The sequence below is a fragment of the Haemophilus sp. THUN1692 genome (assembly GCF_059704395.1).
Genome location: NZ_AP046579.1, coordinates 1,959,425 through 1,979,452, shown reverse-complemented (window position 1 = coordinate 1,979,452; position 20,028 = coordinate 1,959,425). Strand labels below are relative to the sequence as shown.

Here is a 20,028-nt window from a genome sequence, read left to right as displayed (position 1 = left end):
TTATGCTAAATCCAATCTCATTTGCCAAAATCCAATTTCCATTCGAATGGCTGTGGTAAAAATCTGTTGGATATTAGCGAGTTGAGAATCATTAAGTGGCTCACAAAGTGCGGTAAGAAAATCAACAGTTTCTTGTGCGGCTTGTTGATATTCTGGTGCTGAGTATGCGTCAATCCACGTTTGATAAGGATTGCTTGGTAGTTTTGGATAATTTTCTGTGATGTAGCGGGCGACTTGTGCGTAACCTAAAGCACAAGGCGTCACGGCGGCATATAGCTCTGGTAATCCACCCATCATTCCACAATCAAGTAAGTAACGTGTATAGGAAATGCATGCCGCACTTTCTGGTGTTTGGAATATTTCCTGTTCACTGATTTCCCATTGTCGGCAGTAATCCAAATGTAATTGGATTTCTTGGCAAAGAATGTCGAGCGTTTTACGCGGCATGTCCATTTCGGCAAAATTTCTCGCCTTAAAGATGCCTAAAGCAAAAGCACGAGTGTAATGGAAAAGATAGATGTAATCTTGTTTTAAATAGTGTTGAAAACAAGATTTTGGCAAGGTACCTTTTGCAAGATGTTGCACAAATTCATGCTCAACATATTGTTTCCAATAAGGTTGCGCTTGCTGAATGAGTTGGTTGATCATCATTTTCCCTTACTGTAATTCGACAGCATAGTATTTCAATTCAAGTGCTTTTGGAATCAAGCCTTTTTGATGCATAAATTCCGCCATTTGTTGATAACGTTTGGCATCCAATTGACGAGGTTTAGCTGCTAGTAAAGGCAAGGTATCTTTCCATACTAATTGATTTAATTCTGTATTAAGCTCTTTTGGTTTATAGCTCATAAATGCTTGCCATGCGTCATTTTGGTTGTTTTGTAGGTAGGTTGTGGCTTGTTCAAGTGCGGTAAAAAAAAGCGGAAATTTTTTTAGAGGCAAGGTTGTTTTTGTTCGCTACTAAAATCAATTCATCATAAGCTGGCACACCATATTGCTCAGGGAAAAATGCCACGCCTTCTTGTTTTTCTAAATGGATCTGATTCAGTTCAAAATTACGGAATGCTCCGATGACAGCATCGACTTGTCCCATTAAAAGAGAAGGGGAAAGTGACCAATTCACATTCACTAATTTTACGTCTTGGTTGCTGAGTCCGATGGAATGGAGCATGGTATCGAGTAATACATTCTCAAAGCCACTGACAGAATAGCCTACTTTTTTACCTTTCAGATCGGCAAGTGTTTTGATCTTGCTATTTTTGAGTACTACTACGCTATTTAATGGACTGGAAATCAGAGAGCCTACACGCACTAAAGGCAATCCTTCAGCGACTTGTTGATAAATTTGAGGTTAATAATTAATGGCTAAATCCACTTTTCCTGCTGCAACTAATTTAGGCGGTAATGATGGATCAGCGGGTTCGATAATATCGACGTCTAAGTTATTTTTTTCAAAAAAGCCTTTTTGTTGTGCCACGATGATTGCTGCGTGATCTGGGTTTACATACCAATCAAACATTAAGCTAATTTTCTCTCTTGCCAAACTGGTAAAACTGGCGCTGATTCCAATTACAAGACTGAAATAACGGATGATTTTCTTCATTTTTGTCTCCTTTTGTCATGAAGCGTTAAACGTGCCAAATAAAATGGCGTAGTAGCCAATCGATACTGAATGAAATTGCCACTAAGATCAGCAACGCAGCGAACATTAAATCCACCTGCATACGAACATTGGCGTGGATCATTAAATAGCCAAGCCCTTCTGATGAACCCACCCATTCTCCGATTACAGCACCAATCGGGGCGACTGAAACGGCAATGCGAAAGCCTGATGCAAGTGCAGGCAATGCGGCAGGCAAGCGTACTTTAAGTAATAAACGTAAAGGTGAGAGTTTGAACGTTTTAGCGAGATCGAGCCAAGCTTTAGGCGTGTTGCGTAATCCATCGTAACAAGCTGCAGTTACAGGGAAATAGATAATGAGAATAGCCATAACAATTTTTGATGGCATTCCATAACCTAGCCAAAGTACGAGTATTGGGGCGATGGCGAAAACAGGAATCGCTTGAGATATCACCAAGACTGGTAGTAACAAAGAAGATGTTTTTGGCGAAAAAGAGAGTAACAGGGCTGATGACAATCCAAAAATAAAACCCAGTAGCAGCCCTAAGCCAATTTCAATTAAGGTGATTTGTGTATGCTGCCAAAGTAGTTCTATATGGGAAGTCAATTGCAGCCATACGTCTTGGGGAGAAGGAAATATGTAATGTGGAAAATCACCTAATACACCAATAAGTTGCCAGAGACACAGCAATATAATTCCAATAAAGAGTGGTTTAAGAAGGCTAAGTTTCATCTTTTTCCCTCTAATAACTCATTTAATAATTGCTGTTGGAGCATCCACAAATTTTCTTGGTTAAGTTCGCGTGGTGCTTTACCTTCAGGTTTTATGACGTCGGATAATGCTGGTTGATTAGGCTGCGGTGAACGTAATACAAAAATACGCTGGCTTAAGCGCAATGCTTCTTGAGGATCATGTGTAACCAATAACACTGATTTATCTTTTAATAGTTCATAGACCAAGTTTTGTAATTGGTAACGACTAATCGCGTCAAGGGCAGAGAAAGGTTCATCAAGTAAAACTAAATCAGCGTTTTGCATTAATACTCGAGCGAGAGCCACTCTTTGTTTTTGCCCTACAGATAATTGAGCACAGTTTTTCTGCAGATGCTCTGACATACCCGCTCGAATGGTTGTTTTTGCAGATTTATTCCCAAATAGTACGTTTTCTAATTGGACGTTATCAACAATTGAAAGCCAAGGATAAAGGGTGTTTTTTTGTGGTATCCATGCTACTTTAATGTTTGGATTAGAGATAATATTGCCTTGAACTTTTCCCTGTATATCAAGCCCTGCAATTAATCTCAAAAGCGTTGATTTACCTACGCCAGAGCAGCCAAGTAAACTCACCCATTCATTCGATAAAAGAGTTAAATCAAGATGTTCAAATAGTACTTGCTCTCCAAAAGCAAGACTAAGATCCTGAATATGCACCATAGCATTAACCTAAGGATTAATGGCTAAAGGCAACGACAGAAAAGGAATGAAAATAGGTATGAAGAATGAGAAAGTATTTTGGCATATTAGTTTCCTACGTCAGTGCTAACTGTTTCAGGTTCACGGGTATCATCTCAGCCATTTTGTGGCACCCCGACTAAAATTTAAAAGAAGTTTACGCCTGTTTTGCGGAAAAAACAAGCGGTCAAATTTTTCCCTCATTTTGCAAATAATGAGGAGAATTTGACCGCATAAATAGAAAACTAAATTTGTTTAATTAAAAACGGTAACGTACACCGAAAGAGGCTTCGTGAGTTTTAAAACGCACGTTTTCTAAACGTCCCCAATCGTTATAACGATAACCTAAGTCTAAGGTAATACTCTGTGTAATGTCATAGCCAATACCACCAATAAAACCAAAGCCAATGCGTCTTATGTTGCGACTATCGTGATAAGGAGGGTGTACATCTTTTACAGGACCTACTGTAGAGCTACCATTTTGTGGTGTAACAGTGGTTTGTACTTTGTCATCTAAATAAACGCTATGTCTGATTTTACCTACGCTGATACGAATACCAGCATAAGGTTTAAATTTTGAATTAAGATCTAAATCATAAATAGCAGAGATGCCATAAGAAGAACGAGCTTGGAAAGTGCCTTGATCAAAATGGATTGCTTTAATATTAACTGTATTGGTACGAATTGTATTATTCTTTTCAAGAATAATACGTTTACTATGGCTCCAGCGATCATAATGGGAGTAATCTAATGCTAAACGCCAGTTATCGAAATCATAACCAATGGAAAAACGTGGGTGGTTGGAATGGGTTTTGAACTTTTTATAATCATTGAAAAGTGGAGCGTTTTGTTCAGGATAATTATGGTCTACTTTTTCACGAGCGTGCACCCAATCAGCTTGTACATAAATCCCTTTTCCATTATCTTCCTTTGCTTGTACAGCAGAAGAGAAGAGAAGAGAAGAGAAGAGAAGAGAAGAGAAGAGAAGAGAAGATTTCTCAATTCGAATATTCATTAGGGTTCCTCCAACGGATTTTTGTTAAAAATAAAATTTTCATAGTCAATTTTTGAGAATCGTGCTTCATTTTACTCTATTCTATAACATAAGTAAAAATGTTTTAATTAAAGCATAAAATAACAGAAAAATTTGACTGATTGGTTTTTTATGCTTTCTATCAAACTATATTATTTATAAAAAAATGCCTTTCCTATTTATGAACGGAAAGGCATTTTTATTGAATGAATTTCAGTGCTTTTTATTGCTACAACAATAATACACCGCAGAAATTAACCGCACTTTTGTCATCTAAACGATTATTTTACGCGAGAGACGTATTCACCAGAACGAGTATCAACTTTGATTACTTCGCCGATTTGAACGAAAAGAGGTACTTTTACTACTGCGCCAGTGCTTAATGTTGCTGGTTTACCGCCAGTACCTGCTGTATCGCCTTTAAGACCTGGGTCTGTATCGACGATTTCTAATTCAACAAAGTTTGGTGGAGTAACAGCAATTGGCGCACCATTCCATAAAGTCACGATACAATCTGCTTGGTCTAATAACCATTTTTCTGCATCACCTACAGCTTTTGCATCAGCAGAGTATTGTTCAAATGTTTCTGGGTGCATGAAGTACCAGAATGCATCGTCTTTGTATGAATAAGTTAAGTTAAGATCCATAACATCAGCAGCTTCAACCGAAGTACCAGATTTGAAGTTTACGTCTAATACTTTACCTGAAATTAATTTACGAATACGAGTACGGGTGAAAGCTTGACCTTTACCTGGTTTTACGAATTCATTTTCAACGATTACGCAAGGTTCACCGTCTTGCATAAATTTTAGACCTGGTTTGAAATCACTGGTAGTATATGTAGCCATATTTTTAATATCCTAAAAATTAGAGATGGTTTGAAAAGTGCGTATTTTAACCCAAGAACCCGTCATTAGAGAAGAACAAAATTGGCTCACAATTCTAAAAAATGCGATTTCAGATCCTAAATTATTGCTAAAAGCCTTAAATTTACCAGAAGATGATTTTGAGCAATCCATTGCTGCGCGGAAACTTTTTTCGCTCCGTGTGCCACAACCTTTTATTGATAAAATGGAAAAAGGCAATCCGCAAGATCCCCTTTTCTTGCAAGTGATGTGTTCTGATTTAGAGTTTGTGAAAGCTGAGGGATTTAGTACAGATCCCTTAGAAGAAAAAAATGCCAATGCGGTGCCGAATATTCTTCATAAATATAAAAACCGATTGCTCTTTATGGCGAAAGGCGGTTGTGCAGTAAATTGTCGTTATTGCTTCCGCCGACATTTTCCTTACGATGAAAACCCAGGAAATAAAAAAAGCTGGCAGCTGGCATTAGATTACATTGCGGCGCATTCTGAAATTGAAGAAGTGATTTTTTCAGGTGGCGATCCTTTAATGGCGAAAGATCACGAATTGGCGTGGTTAATAAAACATTTGGAAAATATACCGCACTTACAGCGTTTGCGTATTCACACCCGTTTGCCTGTTGTCATTCCGCAGCGGATTACTGATGAATTTTGTGCCTTATTAGCAGAAAGTCGTTTGCAAACAGTTATGGTGACACACATTAATCATCCGAATGAAATTGATCAAATTTTTGCTAATGCGATGCAAAAATTAAAAGCCGTGAATGTCACGCTTTTGAATCAATCTGTTTTGCTAAAAGGCGTGAATGATGATGCGCAAATTCTAAAAATATTGAGCGATAAACTTTTTCAAACAGGTATTTTGCCTTATTACTTGCATTTGCTGGATAAAGTGCAAGGGGCGAGCCATTTTCTGATTAGCGATATTGAAGCTATGCAAATCTATAAAACCTTGCAATCGCTGACTTCTGGCTATCTTGTTCCTAAACTTGCACGAGAAATTGCGGGCGAGCCAAATAAGACTTTATACGCAGAATAAGATCTAATAAAATACGCCTAATTTTCTCGCCGCACTTTTGGGCTTCTCAATTTTGTGGCTAATTAATATGAATAAGAACAAGCATCAGGGACAATCCAGTGAATTCTATGGATAAAAATGAACAATCATCTCAAAATGAATTAGATTTAGGGCTTAATCAAGAGCCAATTACACCAAAGAAAACAATTCAGCCAAGTTCGTCAATTTTAGGTAAAGCAAAAGGGTTATTTGCCAAAAAAAATCACGTGCAAACTAACTTTCAGCAACGTAAAGAACCTACTTTTGGCGATTCATCAACGCAAGAAAATGATCCTTTAATTCCGAGTGAAAATTTGAAAACAGCACAAGAGCCAGTTCTTCAGACTTCTTTCACAGAAGAAAATATTTCTTCGGTTGATGAAGAAATCAGTGCTGAAAATAACGCGGATGAACCCGTCGAAAAGGCTGAAAAACCTATTTTAGCCCAACCAGAAAAATGGAAAGTATTACAAGTATTGCCAGCAAAACATCGTCGTTTGTTTATGGCTATTTTTGTGTTGGTTATTTTATTAATTATTTTCTTCGCATTAAAACCAAGTTCTGACACCGTTGAGTCTTTCACTCAATCTAACAGCAATGAAATCCCAGTGCAGTTCCAATCTTTAGATCAAAATCAACCAGTGGAAACCACGATTTTAGATAATCCTCCTACACAAAATCAGATGGCTACAGAGCAAGCTAACCAACCTGAAAATGCGCCAAAAGCAGATGAATTGGCTAATAGTGCGACTGCTCAAAATCAACCTGCAGAAAACATGGCTGCTCCACAAAACATGGCTGCTCTACAAAACATGGCTCAAGTTCCAGTTCAAACCTCAAATACAATGGATTCAGCTAAACCTATGCAAGCAGCTCAACCTGAGCAATCACAAACTCAAGCCCAACAAGCTCAAGTGGAACAGCCAAAAGCGCCAACTGTTGTAGCACCAGTTCAACCGGTGAAAAAAGTAGTAGAACAACAAGTGGCACATAAAGATATCGCGAAAAAAGAAGTGAAAGTTGCTGAAAAAGCACATGTACCAGCAAAAGTAACTGAACAAACTGTCGCTAAAACAGCTGGAAAAGCACCAATTGTTGAAGCTAAACCGGTTCAAGTTAAAAAAGAAGCTAAAGTTCAAATTGTTGATGCAAAACCTGCAATGAAAGCAGCTGCACCAACTGCATCGGCGAAAACATTAACTGTGCCTAAAGGCGTTTCTCTTATGCAAGTATTCCGTGACAATCAACTTAATATTTCGGATGTTAATGCAATGAGTAAAGCAGCTGGAGCGGGCAATGTTTTAAGTAGCTTTAAACCAGGTGATAAAGTTGCGGTATCTGTGAACAGTCAAGGGCGAGTAAATGAAATGCGCTTATCTAACGGTACGCGATTTGTTCGTCAGTCTGATGGTTCTTATGAATATAAAAAATAATTTTTAGGGCGAGCAATCGCCCATTTTTCTTTTTCAAGTAGGATTTTATGTTTAAAAAAACGTTTCTAATTTTAACCGCACTTTGCTTGGCCGGTTGTGCTCAAAGTAATTTACCAAAGAAGCCAGAGCCGCAAAAGATGCAGGTGGAAAAAGTAGATAAAGCTTTGCAAAAAAGTGAAGCTAAAGTTTATTTATGTAAAGATGATAAGCAAGTTCGTGTGGTTCATTCCACTCAAAAAAAACGTAAAAAATCATTGCATCACATTACGGTGACTTTCAATTCTATGTCAGAAAAATTGACATTAATGATTTCTGAGCGCGGTAAAAATTACGGCAATATTCGTTGGACATGGCAAGAGCGCGAGGATTTCAGTGTGCTAAAAACCAATTTAGGTGAAGTTTTAGCGGAACAATGTGTATTACAACCCGTAGAGCGTTTATCCGGTAATTAATTGTGCAAACCGAACTCCAACGTGGCTTTATTCTTCATCGTCGCCCTTATAGTGAAACGAGTCTTTTAGTCGATTTGTTTACTGAAGAAAGTGGTCGCCTAACCGTGATCGCCAAGGGCGCACGATCAAAGCGTTCATCTTGGAAGTCGGTTTTGCAGCCTTTCACACCTTTATTGTTGCGTTGGACGGGAAAAAGCTCATTGAAAACCCTCACTAAAGCAGAACCAGCCGCAATTACACTTCCTTTACAACAAACCGCACTTTATAGCGGTTTTTATGTGAATGAGTTATTGACTCGTGTCATTGAGCCTGAAACGCCGAATCCTTCGCTGTTTCAACATTATTTAAAATGCTTAACGGACTTGGCAACTAAACCCAATGTTGAGCCAACGTTGCGTCTTTTTGAATTTCAACTTTTACAAATTCTCGGTTACGGCGTGGATTTTCTGCATTGTGCAGGGTCTGGCGAACCAGTCGATTGTACAATGACATATCGTTATCGTGAGGAAAAAGGTTTTATTGCTTCCTTAGTGAAAGATAATCTCACCTTTTACGGAAGAGATTTATTAGCCTTTGAAGCCCTTGATTTTTCCGATGAGGCGGTACGTCAAGCGGCAAAACGTTTTACTCGTATTGCGTTGAAACCTTATCTTGGCGATAAATCGTTGAAAAGCCGGGAATTATTCACTCAAAATATTTTACTTCTAAAATAATGGTTCTTCTTTATACTCCAAAGCAAAAAACAAACAATGTTCAAACCATTACGGCGGATATTCTTGATTTAGATTATCAAGGTTTAGGCGTCGCGAAAATTAATGGTAAAACTTGGTTTATTGAAAATGCGCTTCCGCACGAAAAAGTGGAATGTCGTATTCTGGAGAATAAACGCCAATATGGGCATGCTACGGCAAAAAAATTGCTAGTAAAAAGTCCTGAACGTTTAGCACCAAAATGTGCTTATTTTATGCGTTGTGGTGGTTGCCAAGGACAACATATTCCTATTGAAATGCAGAGGAAAGCGAAAGAATCCGCATTGTTTAAACGATTAAGTAAATTACAGTCAGAGCCGATTTCATTTCAACCTATGATTTGTGGCGATGCTTGGGCGTATCGTCGTCGTGTGCGTTTGAGTTTATGGTTTAACCCAAGCACAAAACAAATCGAGATGGGCTTTCGTCAGAAAAATACCAATGATTTAATTACCGTTCAATCTTGCGAAGTGGCAGAACCTGCAATTAATTATTTACTGCCTAAATTAACCGCACTTTTAGAACAATTCTCTGCGCCGAAACAGCTTGGGCATATTGAACTTGTGGCGGCTGATAATGGCGTTGCAATGTTGTTACGTTACACGAAAAAACTTGCAGAAATTGACCACACTTTATTGCTCAAATTTGCTGAACAAGAAAAGTTAATGTTGTTTTTACAAAGCGATGAAGGCATTGAACAAAACTATGGCGATGCGCCTTATTATCAATTTTCTGATGGCATAAAATTACATTTTGATATTCGTGATTTTATTCAAGTAAATAGTGCATTAAATGAACGTATGGTAAATACAGCCTTGGATTGGCTTGAATTGAGCCAACAGGATTGCGTGTTAGATTTATTTTGCGGTATGGGAAATTTTACCCTTCCTCTCGCCAAACGCGTGAAAAGTGCGGTAGGAATTGAAGGTGTTTTTGAAATGGTACAAAAAGCGGAGCAAAATGCCGTCAGAAACCAAATCAAGAATATTGAATTTTTCCAAGCTGATCTTGACCAATCCTTTGTTGAACAACCTTGGTCACGTCAGTCGTTCAATAAAATTTTGCTTGATCCTCCACGCAGTGGTGCAGCTTTCGCGTTAAATGCCTTGTGCGAGTTGAAAGCAGAGAAAATTTTATATGTGTCTTGTAATCCTGCAACATTAGTGCGTGATGCGGAAATTTTACGTGATTTTGGCTACAAGATTGAAAAAAGTGCGGTGATAGATATGTTCCCTCATACGGGGCATTTGGAATCGATAACGTTATTCACTACAAAATAACGTAGAGTGGGCTTTCTAATCCACCGAAACAGCATTAATTTCAATGGTAGGTAGGAAATCCCCCAAATTCCTATCCCTTGCTATTAATTTCTTCTGACTGCTGAATTAATTCGCTTGCAGAACACTTCAATCCATTCGCCAATTTAAAAATTGTTGTTAAAGACTGTTGTTACTGACCAAGCTCTAATTTACTCACATCAATACGTTGAATATTCGCTTCAAATTTAAGTTGTTCTTGCGTTAAGCCCTGCTCTTTTCTGAGCTTGCGAATGGCTTTACCAAAAGAAAGAATAACATTACCCCAAATTGCTCACTTAATTCAATTCCTGCTATTGTAGGAATTTCACCAGTACGCTAAACTTTAACCTCCGTATAACTAATTTAAGAGACTGACGTAGATTAGCCCTAAATACCACACTATTTTCTCAATGTTTTAAATTGTTCTTTTAGTACTCCAAAGTTAAACCCAAATTCACATTCCTTCAAGAAGGATGGAAAGTTTTTTCGGTCAATTCCATTATATTTTCGGAGTATTATCTTCGCCTGACTCCAGAAATTTTCTATTCCATTTATGTGGTTTTATTTTACCGCAAATAGTTCAGAATGATTGATGCGTTCGTGGTGAAATTTGCTCACATCAAGGGCATCATGGCTTCGATAAATATCGGTATAAACCCAGCTATTAGGCTTGATTTTCCTCACAATAACAGGCATTAATGTCTCTTTTTGGTATTTTCTCCCACCACAGTAAATACTTTTCCTTGTCACTTTAACAAACCGAATACGGCAACTTTTCCTGCGGCTCCTCGACCTCGTTTTCCTTTACGATGACCGTCAAAATAGCTTTCACCAAGCTCAATTTGACCATCAAAAATCTCATCGGCTTCAAGGGCTAAATGATAGCTAATGACTTTAGGAATTTTTCGGAAAAACAAAATTGCTGAATTGGCCTGGATACCTAGTAAATCAGCCTCTGCTCGGGCTGTAATTTCTAATATAAAAAATTAAAGGAGCTTATTTTGTATATATTTCTTTAATTTAGAATGAGTTATCTTCATTTTATAGACTGATACACTTGCTAATCTACATCAGCCCCTAAATTATTATTCAATAATCTATTAATCTCTAACCCGTAATCATCCAAAGCCCACCTAACATATCAAGCATTAGGTTATTTAAGAACAATAAGATAAATACGACGACCATAGGGGAAAAATCAATCATGCCAAATGTTGGCAAGAATCGACGGATAGGTCTTAAAAGTGGTTCAGAGAGTTGATAAAACGCATAAATCACAGGGCTATTGCCACGATTAAACCAGCTTAAAACTGCCCCAATAAAAAGCACATAAAAAATTTCTAAACCAATGCTTTTCAATACAGTTAACACACCCAATACTAAGAGTACATTTACTGATAAACCAAAATAAATAATACCTTTCAACATACCGATAATAAATACTAACAGTAAAGCAGATGTATCGATATTTTTCACTGTAGGCACAATTTTACGCAGAGGTTTTAATACTGGATCAGTCATTTTTACTGCAAATGTTGAAACAGGGTTGTAATAATCCACCCGAGCAAACTGTAACCAAGCTCGTAAGATTAAGACAAGTGCATAAAGATTAATAATTGATCCGATAAATAATGCAGTTTGGGATAATTCCATCATAACCATCCTTTTCTTTTAAAATAAATATATGGCGTCAATGCGGCTGCGATCATTAACCCAATTGCCATTGGATACCCATATTTAAAATGTAATTCAGGCATAAAATCAAAATTCATACCGTAGGTAGACGCAACTAATGTTGCAGGAAGGAACATCACAGAAACAACTGAGAAGAATTTCATAATTTTGTTCTGTTCAATATTGATGTAACCCATTGCAGCTTGCATTAAAAAGTTTACTTTTTGGAACAAGGATTCATTATGCGGCTGTAAAGATTCAATATCTCGTAAGATTTCCCGTGCTTGTTCTAACTGATTAGTTGGTAATCGAGTTTTGCGAACCAAGAAACCTAATGCACGTTGGGTATCCATTAAGCACAAACGAACTTTTGAGCTCGTATCTTCTTGTTCCGTGAGTGTATTTAATGCTTCATCAAAGGCTTCATCTTGTTTTCCGTTTAAAATAACGCGACTCAACTCTTCCAAATCCGCATAAACATTTTCAATCACGTCCGCTAATTGCTCGATTTTCGTTTCAAATAAATCCAGTAAAACTTCATAAGAATTACATTCTAATAAACGCTGGCTACGTGAGCGCATACGATATAAACGGAATGCGGGTAGCTCGCGATCACGCAACGTAAATAAACGACCATCACGAATAGTAAAAGCGACGCTAGCTAAATCAGCATAATTGTCTTCATCTTCGCAATAAAAAAATGAGTGAAGGTGTAAACCATCTTCATCTTCAAAGAAACGGGCGGAAGCTTCGATATCCTCCAATTCTAGAAAAGATGCTAAGCTCTGGCCTAAGCCTTCTTGTAGCATTTCACGTTCTTCGCCTGTTGGCTCAAGTAAATCAAGCCAAATGGCAGTATTGAGATCAGTTTGGTCTTCGTCAATGCGAACCAAGCGGGAATCATTGATAGCAAACGCGTTGATCATTTCATACTCCTTATAGGATTATGAACAGCTAACAGTGAACAAATTAAAGAAGAAACGAAAGTGCGGTGAAAAATCGCAAAGTTTTCGTTAAGAGATGCCGAAACAACGGTAAATTTACCGGCGAACGCGCGCCGATAATAAAAAGGCGGGCGTCTAGAGCGATATTCGGTATCGACTATGACTGTCCAAAGTGTGTGTCCTTCTCGTTAAAAAATCGGGCGAATGTTACGCTTGAAAGCGGTATACGTCAAGTTTTATCAAAAAACTATGACAACATTTCGACCTTATTTGAAAACTAATCTCTAAAATTATTAAATTGGAATGGTTGGCCTAATTCAGCGCCTTTAACAAGTTGAATGACTGCCTGTAAGTCATCACGTGACTTACCTGTCACACGCACTTGCTCACCTTGAATTTGAGTTTGAACCTTGATCTTAGAATCTTTTACTAATTTAGTAATTTTCTTCGCCATCTCTGTTTCAATACCCTGTTTAAGTTTGATTTCTTTACTATAAAGTTTACCGTGGTGTTCGCTTTCTGCAGGAATATCTAAAGAACTGTGCTCAATACCACGTTTAATACAAGATCCAATTAAAATCTCAATTAATTGTTCAAGTTGGAAATCAGATTCTGTGGTAATTTTAATCGTTTCATTTTTTTCATTTAATTCAATTACCGCTTCTACACCACGAAAATCATAACGCGTGCTAAGCACACGGTTTGCATTTTCCACTGCATTACGGACTTCGTGCAAAGTGATTTCAGAAACAATATCAAAAGATGGCATAGTCTTCTCCCATTTTATTAAATTCTATCATTAGCACTTAAAAGGCATAAAAGTGCGGTTACGTCGGCGAAGTTTACCACAATTTGCGCTTGTTGTTGCACTTTAGGTTTAGCATGGAACGCAACACCTAGCCCCGCCACATTCATCATTGCCAAATCATTTGCACCGTCGCCGATAGCAATAGAATGTTGTGAATCAATACCGTATGCCTCTAACAAATGTTGCAATGTTTTGGCTTTGTATTGGGCATCAACCACATCGCCTTTAACTAAGCCAGTGAGTTTTCCATCTTCAATATCAAATCGATTTGATGCAGCAAAATCAAGCTGTAATAAGGCTTTCAAATAATCCGCAAAATAAGTAAATCCGCCTGAAGCAATTGCTGTTTTCCAGCCATATTTCTGTAAGGTTTGGATCGTTTCAACTAATCCTGGCATTAGCGGTAAATTCTCTCTAACTTGCTGCAAAATACTTTCTGGCGCACCTTTTAATGTACCCACTCGACGACGCAAACTTTGCTCGAAATCTAATTCGCCTCTCATTGCGCTTTCCGTAATCGCAGAAACAAGTTTGCCAACACCCGCTAGTTTCGCAATTTCATCAATACTCTCAATTTGAATAGCGGTAGAATCCATATCCATCACCAACAACCCAGCTTGAGACAATTTAGGAGTAAAATTTAATTTAGCAATATCCACTTCAACATCATGAGCAAAGTTAACAAACTCAGCAAACCACTGGCCTTTCAATAAAACGACAATATTTTGCTCCACTATCCAAACATCAAAAATCTGAAAATTTTGACCGCACTTTTGTTGAAATTTTTCCAGCTTAGTTATGTCCAACTTTGTGCCGTATAAGATAAAAGGTTCCCTATCCTGTATAGGAGCCCCATTAACTAAAAGTGCGGTAGGAAATTGTGGGTATTTTTGTGTAATGCTTTCGAAACGTTGAATTTGCATAAAAATCCTGTAAATTGTGGCAACTGGAAAGATTTTAACCGATGTGAGTTGAAAAAGTGCAAATAATTAAAGAAAAACTAATCAAATCAACCATGCTTGCAACGATTATTGTGCTAAGCCTAACTGCACTTGGCGTTATCTTATTTGGTGTAAAACAATTTAAGCTGAGCTCACAATTTGCGAGCGTAAACCAAGTGGCGAACATCTCACATATTTTGGTTCGTCAGCAAGCCAATTTATTTTCAGTTTTACTTACAAACAATGCTAAAACAGAGCAATTAACGGATAATCTTGATCAAATAGTCAAAGAAGACTTTATTTTAGATGCGAGCTTATATGATGGCGAAGGAAAATTACTGGCTCAAAGTCGTGAAATGAGCAATTCACCCGATGCAAACAATCAACAAATTGTAGAGCCACTTTACGCGCAAAGCGGCATTAAAGGATTTTTACGTGTCACCATTGATGCCCAATATACGCAATCTAACCAATCAAAAATTAATCAAATCTTTCACCAATTATATGGTGAGCTTATTATTGTCTTTTTACTTGGCGCAGTGATGACAAGCTCTATTCATTATTTTTTAAGTCACTATCGGCGCACTTACCGCAACCCCAAAGAGAAAAAAAATGCGGTAAATTTGAACGTAAAATCGAGTAGCGCTCGTTTTCACCAGCGTCGCCGTAGAATTTGATTATTGTCACAAACTATTAAATTGAGTGCGGATTTTTGCTAAATTTCCTTCAGAAATAAGGTAGAATGCGCAAGATTATTTTTTCAAAGCGAATTATAACAGGAGAACAAAATGGCAACTCGTAGACAATTAGCCAATGCAATTCGTTTCTTATCAATGGATGCTGTGCAAAAAGCTAAATCTGGTCACCCTGGTGCACCAATGGGGATGGCGGATATTGCAGAAGTATTATGGCGTGACTTTTTAAAACACAATCCGACCAATCCTAAATGGGCTGACCGAGATCGTTTTGTGCTTTCTAACGGCCATGGCTCTATGTTGATTTATAGTCTTTTACATTTAACTGGCTATGATCTTTCTATCGACGATCTAAAACAATTCCGTCAATTACATTCTAAAACCCCTGGCCACCCAGAATATGGTTATGCCCCAGGTGTTGAAACCACAACGGGTCCGTTAGGCCAAGGTATTACTAATGCAGTGGGGATGGCGATTGCTGAGAAAACCTTAGCAGGCCAATTTAACCGTGAAGGTCATGAAATCGTGGATCACCACACTTATGTATTCTTAGGTGATGGCTGTTTAATGGAAGGGATTTCTCACGAAGCCTGCTCTTTAGCGGGAACCTTAGGTCTTGGTAAATTAATCGCATTCTACGATGACAACAACATTTCGATTGATGGTCATGTAGATGGTTGGTTCAGTGATGATACCGCTGCACGCTTTGAGGCTTATGGCTGGCAAGTAATCCGTAATGTGGATGGCCACGATGCAGAACAAATTCGTCAGGCTGTTGTACTTGCACAATCAGAAAAAGAAAAACCGACTTTAATTATTTGTAAAACCATCATCGGTTTCGGCTCGCCAAACAAATCTGCATCACATGATTGTCACGGTGCACCATTAGGCGATGAAGAAATCGCGTTAACTCGTAAAGCGCTTGACTGGGAATATGCTCCATTTGAAATTCCAGCTGAGTACTATGCTGAATGGTCTGCAAAAGAGAAAGGAGCTACAGCAGAAAAATCTTGGGAAGAAAAATTTGCTGCTTATGCAAAAGCATATCCAGAACTTGCCGCAGAATTTACACGTCGTGTAAACAGTGAATTACCAGCAAACTGGGTGGCAGAATCTAAAGCGTTCATTGAAAAATTACAAGCAAATCCAGCGAGTATTGCAAGCCGTAAAGCATCACAAAATGCAATCGAAGCATATGCTCATGTGTTACCTGAATTCTTAGGTGGTTCAGCAGACTTAGCAAGCTCCAACTTAACGTTATGGAGCGGTTCTAAACCTATTCGTGCGCATGAAAACGTAGGTGGTAACTACATCAACTACGGTGTTCGTGAATTTGGTATGTCTGCCATTATGAACGGTATTGCCTTGCACGGCGGATTCATTCCTTACGGCGCAACCTTCTTAATGTTCTACGAATATGCACACAACGCAGTACGTATGGCTTCATTAATGAAACAACGCTCATTATTCGTTTATACTCACGACTCTATCGGTTTAGGTGAAGATGGTCCAACTCACCAACCTGTCGAGCAAACTGCATCACTACGCTTAATTCCAAACCTTGAAACATGGCGTCCATGTGATCAAGTGGAATCAGCTATCGCATGGCAACAAGCGGTTGAACGTCAAGATGGCCCAAGTGCGTTGATCTTTACTCGTCAAAACTTAGCACAAATGGACCGCACTTCTGCACAATTAGATGCAGTTAAACGTGGTGCTTATGTATTAAAAGACTGCGAAGGTACACCAGAATTAATTTTCATCGCGACAGGTTCTGAAGTGGAATTAGCAGTGAAAGCAGCAGATGTATTAAGTGCTGAAGGTAAAAAAGTACGTGTCGTTTCTATGCCAAGCACTAACCGTTTCGATAAACAAGATGCAACGTACCGTGAAAGCGTATTACCTGCATCTGTAACCAAACGTGTTGCAATTGAAGCGGGTATTTCTGAATTCTGGTATAAATACGTTGGATTCAACGGCCGTGTAGTAGGTATGAATAGTTTCGGTGAATCAGCACCAGCGGATCAATTATTCAAACTCTTTGGTTTCACTGTTGAAAACGTGGTAGCGAAAGCGAAAGAAATTCTTTAAAATGGAAGCTCCTTGATAACTCAAGGAGCTTTTTTATCACTTTATATTATAAGGATTCTGTAACGAAAAAACTCTATCCAATCTTATTATCTGTCAGCGTTTTAGCTTTATCTGGTTGTGCAACCGAGGGTTCTCGTACTGTTGAAGTTCAAAAAGTAACGAGCTATAACACCGCGTATAACGGTGTGAAAGCCCCTATTTCTGTGGGTAAATTTGATAATCGTTCAAGCTATAACAATGGCGTATTCTCTGACGGCGTAGATCAATTAGGTAATCAAGCCAAAACCATTTTAGTGTCTCACTTACAACAATCAGGTCGTTTTAGTGTGTTGGATCGCACTAATATGTCAGAAGCAGCAACAGAAGCAAAAATCAAAGGTCAAAAACAAAAATTAAAAGGTGCGAATTATGTGGTGACTGGCGATGTGACTGAATTTGGTCGTAAAACAGTAGGCGATCAGCAATTATTTGGTATTCTAGGTCGCGGTAAACAACAAGTGGCTTATGCAAAAGTAACATTGAATGTGGTGAATACTCAAACTTCAGAGGTGGTTTATTCTGTTCAAGGTGCTGGTGAATATAATCTTTCAAACCGTGAAGTGTTAGGTTTTGGTGGCACTGCAGGTTATGATTCAACTCTTAATGGTAAAGTATTAGATTTAGCTATTCGTGAAGCCGTAAATAACCTTGTTTCTGGTGTTGAATCAGGTCAATGGAAGCCTTCAAATTAAGGATTTTATTATGAATAAACTAAAACTTTTTATTTGTTTATCAGCTGTTGCTGTGGCGAGTGCCTGTTCATCAGGAAATAAACAAAACACATTGTATACTTGGAATGGAGATACCTATCCAACTTCCGTATACCAATACCTCACTCAAGACGGTGAACCACAAGAACAGATTAAAAAATTAGAAGAAATTGCTCAACTTGATAGCGGTAAAAAAGTACCACCTGGACTGTATGCTCAGATTGGTCTTTTATATGGTCAATTAGGCAACGCTGGCAAAATGGCAGAAGCCTATCAAAAAGAAATGACTTTATTTCCTGAATCAACTCAATATATTAACTTCTTGTTAAATAAAGGAAAAAAAGTGGATACGAGTACAGAAAGCACTGGAAATAAAAAAGTGAAAAAAGGAGCGAAAAAATGAAAAAAATCTCTCTCTATTTGGTAATAGCTTGTACCCTTTTGCTTTCTGCCTGTTCAACAATGAAACCAACGCCTTATGACTATACAAACTATCAGGAAAGTAAACCACGTTCTATCTTGGTATTACTTCCTACGGATACAACAAATGATGTTAAAGGTTCTCCTGCTGTATTGGCACATACAATTTCTCCATTAGCGGAAGAGGGGTATTATGTTTTCCCTCCTGCGCTTGTGTATGAAACTTTTAAGCACAATGGTTTAACACAGGCTCAAGAAATCCATAATGTAAATCTACAAAAATTACGTGATATTTTTGGTGCTGATGCAGTTCTTTACATTAATGTAGATGATTACGGTGTGAATTACCAAGTATTTGATAGCGTTACTAGAGTAAGAGTAAGTGGTAAACTTGTTGATTTACATAGTGGTAAAACCTTATGGGAAGGTACAGGCTACGCAGACGATGCAGATCGCAATAACAACGGTAATGCCATCGCAATGCTAATTACTGCTGTAGTAAAACAAATTGCGAACAATGTATCCGATAAAGGGTACAAAGTTGCTGCGTGGGCGACAGGAAATATGCTTAATGGACCTTGCAATGGTTGTTTGCTTTATGGTCCGAGACATCCATTGTATGGACAAGATCCACAATTACAGCCTCAACAAAAATAAAAAATTTAGGGGCTAATCTACGCCAGCCCCTTAAATAATTAGCTTCTTGATATTCAAGAAGCTTTTTTATTTTCTGCATTTTCTGGCTCTAAATCTAATTTTGCCATTAATAACTGATCGCCATCTTCTTCTGGGTTACCTGTGACAAGTAATTTATCGCCATAGAAAATAGAATTAGCACCCGCCATAAAACACATTGCTTGCATTTCTTCACTCATATCACTACGACCTGCAGAAAGGCGAACATAGCTTTTGGGCATGGTAATACGTGCAACAGCAATCGTTCGCACAAACTCTGTCCAATCTAATTCTTCCGCATCGGCTAATGGTGTCCCTTCAACCTTAACGAGTTGATTAATCGGCACCGATTCAGGTTGCGGATCAAGGTTTGCAAGGCTCGCAATTAATCCAGCCCGTTCTTTGCGAGTTTCATTCATCCCCACAATGCCACCACAACACACTTTTAATCCAGCTTTGCGTACTTTTCCTAACGTGCTAAGGCGATCATCGAAACGACGAGTACCAATCACTTCTGCATAATGTTCTGGCGCTGTATCAAGATTATGATTGTAATAATCTAAACCAGCTTCTTTTAAATCTTCTGCCATACCGTCTTGCAATAAACCAAAAGTACCACAGGTTTCTAAACCAAGCGATTTCACTGCTTTAATAATTTCTGTGACTTTCTCAATATCTTTTGGCTTAGGTCCTCGCCACGCAGCTCCCATACAAAAACGCCCTGCTCCACGCGCTTTCGCAATTTTTGCTTTCGCGACGATCTCATCAACATCTAATAACTGCTGATTTTGTACACCAGTATGATAACGAGCTGATTGAGGGCAATAACCACAATCTTCTGGACATCCCCCCGTTTTGATAGACATTAACGTGGATAATTGAATCGCTCGAGGATTAAAATACTTACGATGAACTTGCGCAGCACGGTAAACCAATTCCAAAAATGGCGTTTCAAATAACACCTCAACTTTGCAAACAGACCAATATTCAACGCTTGGATGTGGTGTAATAGAGTTAATTTGTAGTTTTTCAGTTAACATATTTTTCCTTTGAAAGTGCGGTGAATAATCACC

The 20,028-nt window shown here is 38.3% G+C and carries 23 protein-coding genes, 1 pseudogene and 1 riboswitch; of the genes and pseudogenes, 10 read left to right on the top strand and 14 right to left on the bottom strand.

Annotated features, from left to right (window positions below):
* From tenA to efp, 6 genes and pseudogenes are all read right to left on the bottom strand, one after another.
* Positions 1-648, bottom strand: coding sequence for a thiaminase II (gene tenA, locus AC6H0A_RS10210; protein ID WP_044232070.1), 648 nt, complete (start codon positions 646-648; stop codon positions 1-3).
* A gap of 9 nt (positions 649-657) precedes the next feature.
* Positions 658-1,603, bottom strand: a pseudogene (locus AC6H0A_RS10205) (ABC transporter substrate-binding protein).
* 25 nt (positions 1,604-1,628) lie between these two features.
* The gene (locus AC6H0A_RS10200) at positions 1,629-2,354 is read right to left on the bottom strand and encodes an ABC transporter permease (RefSeq protein WP_005639743.1); all 726 of its coding nucleotides are present in this window, start codon (positions 2,352-2,354) and stop codon (positions 1,629-1,631) included.
* Positions 2,351-3,055: an ABC transporter ATP-binding protein gene (locus AC6H0A_RS10195; RefSeq protein ID WP_005639741.1), complete on the bottom strand. Its 705-nt coding sequence runs from the start codon at positions 3,053-3,055 to the stop codon at positions 2,351-2,353. The genes AC6H0A_RS10200 and AC6H0A_RS10195 overlap by 4 nt, the downstream gene beginning before the upstream one ends.
* A gap of 74 nt (positions 3,056-3,129) precedes the next feature.
* Positions 3,130-3,221: riboswitch (TPP riboswitch) on the bottom strand.
* 111 nt (positions 3,222-3,332) lie between these two features.
* Entirely contained in the window at positions 3,333-4,088 is a 756-nt protein-coding gene (locus tag AC6H0A_RS10190) for an opacity family porin (RefSeq protein ID WP_070047016.1), read from the bottom strand.
* A 299-nt stretch (positions 4,089-4,387) separates the two neighbouring features.
* Positions 4,388-4,954, bottom strand: coding sequence for an elongation factor P (gene efp / locus AC6H0A_RS10185; RefSeq protein WP_005641354.1), 567 nt, complete (start codon positions 4,952-4,954; stop codon positions 4,388-4,390).
* Between the two features lie 37 nt (positions 4,955-4,991).
* On the opposite strand from efp, the gene epmB reads away from it, so the two are divergent.
* The 5 genes from epmB (at position 4,992) to rlmD (ending at position 9,940) form a co-directional block, all read left to right on the top strand.
* Complete coding sequence (gene epmB, locus AC6H0A_RS10180) at positions 4,992-6,008, top strand: EF-P beta-lysylation protein EpmB (protein WP_070047015.1); 1,017 nt, start codon at positions 4,992-4,994, stop codon at positions 6,006-6,008.
* 98 nt (positions 6,009-6,106) lie between these two features.
* Positions 6,107-7,459 (top strand): opacity-associated protein OapA, encoded by a 1,353-nt coding sequence (oapA, locus tag AC6H0A_RS10175; RefSeq protein WP_044232634.1) that lies wholly within the window; start codon positions 6,107-6,109, stop codon positions 7,457-7,459.
* Between the two features lie 47 nt (positions 7,460-7,506).
* Positions 7,507-7,911: a hypothetical protein gene (locus tag AC6H0A_RS10170; protein ID WP_005641348.1), complete on the top strand. Its 405-nt coding sequence runs from the start codon at positions 7,507-7,509 to the stop codon at positions 7,909-7,911.
* Between the two features lie 2 nt (positions 7,912-7,913).
* On the top strand, positions 7,914-8,624 hold the full coding sequence (recO, locus tag AC6H0A_RS10165; protein WP_005641346.1) for a DNA repair protein RecO: 711 nt from the start codon (positions 7,914-7,916) through the stop codon (positions 8,622-8,624).
* Complete coding sequence (gene rlmD / locus AC6H0A_RS10160; RefSeq protein WP_005641344.1) at positions 8,624-9,940, top strand: 23S rRNA (uracil(1939)-C(5))-methyltransferase RlmD; 1,317 nt, start codon at positions 8,624-8,626, stop codon at positions 9,938-9,940. The genes recO and rlmD overlap by 1 nt, the downstream gene beginning before the upstream one ends.
* A gap of 169 nt (positions 9,941-10,109) precedes the next feature.
* Here the strand turns inward: rlmD and AC6H0A_RS10155 are convergent, their stop codons facing one another.
* The 7 genes from AC6H0A_RS10155 to serB all read right to left on the bottom strand — a co-directional run bounded on the left by AC6H0A_RS10155 (position 10,110) and on the right by serB (position 14,307).
* A complete protein-coding gene (locus AC6H0A_RS10155) occupies positions 10,110-10,211 on the bottom strand; it encodes a helix-turn-helix domain-containing protein (protein WP_367208826.1) in 102 nt (33 codons plus the stop codon).
* A gap of 308 nt (positions 10,212-10,519) precedes the next feature.
* Positions 10,520-10,708, bottom strand: a complete 189-nt coding sequence (locus tag AC6H0A_RS10150; RefSeq protein ID WP_167351477.1) for a transposase — start codon at positions 10,706-10,708, stop codon at positions 10,520-10,522.
* Complete coding sequence (locus AC6H0A_RS10145) at positions 10,705-10,875, bottom strand: transposase (RefSeq protein WP_144064297.1); 171 nt, start codon at positions 10,873-10,875, stop codon at positions 10,705-10,707. Before AC6H0A_RS10145 ends, AC6H0A_RS10150 begins: the two co-directional genes overlap by 4 nt.
* Before the next feature lie 190 nt (positions 10,876-11,065).
* Complete coding sequence (locus AC6H0A_RS10140) at positions 11,066-11,611, bottom strand: YggT family protein (RefSeq protein ID WP_044232632.1); 546 nt, start codon at positions 11,609-11,611, stop codon at positions 11,066-11,068.
* Complete coding sequence (corA, locus tag AC6H0A_RS10135; protein ID WP_005641340.1) at positions 11,611-12,558, bottom strand: magnesium/cobalt transporter CorA; 948 nt, start codon at positions 12,556-12,558, stop codon at positions 11,611-11,613. Before corA ends, AC6H0A_RS10140 begins: the two co-directional genes overlap by 1 nt.
* Positions 12,559-12,853: 295 nt before the next feature.
* Positions 12,854-13,345, bottom strand: coding sequence for a YajQ family cyclic di-GMP-binding protein (locus AC6H0A_RS10130; RefSeq protein WP_005629625.1), 492 nt, complete (start codon positions 13,343-13,345; stop codon positions 12,854-12,856).
* A gap of 17 nt (positions 13,346-13,362) precedes the next feature.
* Positions 13,363-14,307, bottom strand: coding sequence for a phosphoserine phosphatase (gene serB / locus AC6H0A_RS10125; RefSeq protein WP_005641337.1), 945 nt, complete (start codon positions 14,305-14,307; stop codon positions 13,363-13,365).
* A gap of 56 nt (positions 14,308-14,363) precedes the next feature.
* On the opposite strand from serB, the gene AC6H0A_RS10120 reads away from it, so the two are divergent.
* The 5 genes from AC6H0A_RS10120 to AC6H0A_RS10100 all read left to right on the top strand — a co-directional run bounded on the left by AC6H0A_RS10120 (position 14,364) and on the right by AC6H0A_RS10100 (position 18,937).
* Positions 14,364-15,002, top strand: a complete 639-nt coding sequence (locus tag AC6H0A_RS10120) for a YtjB family periplasmic protein (protein ID WP_005641336.1) — start codon at positions 14,364-14,366, stop codon at positions 15,000-15,002.
* A gap of 111 nt (positions 15,003-15,113) precedes the next feature.
* A complete protein-coding gene (tkt, locus tag AC6H0A_RS10115; protein ID WP_005641334.1) occupies positions 15,114-17,111 on the top strand; it encodes a transketolase in 1,998 nt (665 codons plus the stop codon).
* Between the two features lie 80 nt (positions 17,112-17,191).
* A complete protein-coding gene (locus AC6H0A_RS10110) occupies positions 17,192-17,842 on the top strand; it encodes a CsgG/HfaB family protein (RefSeq protein ID WP_179230777.1) in 651 nt (216 codons plus the stop codon).
* 10 nt (positions 17,843-17,852) lie between these two features.
* A complete protein-coding gene (locus tag AC6H0A_RS10105) occupies positions 17,853-18,263 on the top strand; it encodes a DUF4810 domain-containing protein (protein WP_005641332.1) in 411 nt (136 codons plus the stop codon).
* Positions 18,260-18,937, top strand: coding sequence for a DUF799 domain-containing protein (locus AC6H0A_RS10100; protein ID WP_005641330.1), 678 nt, complete (start codon positions 18,260-18,262; stop codon positions 18,935-18,937). The genes AC6H0A_RS10105 and AC6H0A_RS10100 overlap by 4 nt, the downstream gene beginning before the upstream one ends.
* Positions 18,938-18,990: 53 nt before the next feature.
* Here the strand turns inward: AC6H0A_RS10100 and bioB are convergent, their stop codons facing one another.
* A complete protein-coding gene (gene bioB / locus AC6H0A_RS10095) occupies positions 18,991-19,995 on the bottom strand; it encodes a biotin synthase BioB (RefSeq protein WP_005641328.1) in 1,005 nt (334 codons plus the stop codon).
* Between the last annotated feature and the right edge of the window lie 33 nt (positions 19,996-20,028).